The sequence below is a fragment of the Sphingomonas sp. Sph1(2015) genome (assembly GCF_001970915.1).
GTDB classification, from domain to species: domain Bacteria; phylum Pseudomonadota; class Alphaproteobacteria; order Sphingomonadales; family Sphingomonadaceae; genus Sphingomonas; species Sphingomonas parapaucimobilis.
In genome coordinates, this window is the sequence record NZ_MQUI01000112.1 from 1 (window position 1) to 860 (window position 860).

At 61.2% G+C, this 860-nt stretch carries 1 tRNA gene; it reads left to right on the plus strand.

The window, feature by feature from the left end:
• Positions 1–49: 49 nt before the first annotated feature.
• A tRNA-Met gene (locus BSZ14_RS18755) sits at positions 50–126 on the plus strand.
• The last annotated feature ends 734 nt before the right edge of the window (positions 127–860 follow it).

The following is an 860-nucleotide window of genomic DNA, read 5'->3' on the forward strand; positions in this document are numbered from 1 at the left end:
CATTATAGTCCGCGAACACACAAAAAACCCATTCACAACCTCACACCCCCGCGGGGTGGAGCAGCCCGGTAGCTCGTCAGGCTCATAACCTGAAGGCCGCAGGTTCAAATCCTGCCCCCGCAACCATCGCCTTAGAACTCGATACGCCGCCCTCACGGGCGGCGTTGTCGTTTGTGGCATACGCCACCAATGACGCCACGCTGGCCACCACCTCTGCGGCGGAACCCTCCGGTTCGTCTGGATAGATCGTCACGCTTTCGATAAGCCGCGACATGATCGATGCCGCCTGCCCGCGTACTGCAGGATCTTGCAGCGTGCTACGCAGGTCAGCGGTCCGCGCCCGAAACTGGGCCTGCAGAACGGATGGCGTTGAAAGCGAGGGAGGCGAGACCACACCTCGGTCGACGGTAGCGGCTCGCGAGATCAGGCGGGCCTTTTCCTTCTCCCGCTCATCGATCATTTGCCGCAGGGCAGGGGTTGCGATACCCGCCAACAGATTTTCGTACAGATTGCCGAGTTCGCGCTCGAGTTGCTGCAGTCGGATCCTGGCCGTGTCAGCCTCATGGCTGTCGATCCGCGCAAGTCGCGTGGCTTCGCGCTCATACTCCGCAATGAACAGGCGCACATGCTTTTCGGTGAGCAGGTCGTGCTGGATAGCCGTCAGGCTTGCCTCTTCCAGGGGGCCCTTGCGGACCGATAGCCTGTTGTCACAGGTGCCACGCTCCTTCTGACCGTAAGCGCTGTTGCGCGGTCACCTTGCTGATGGCGGCATAACCGGGGACGGATTGGCCTTTCTGGATAGCAGCAAGGCCTACAGCCATGACGATGTCATGTGACGATACTGGCACGAGGCCGGTTCG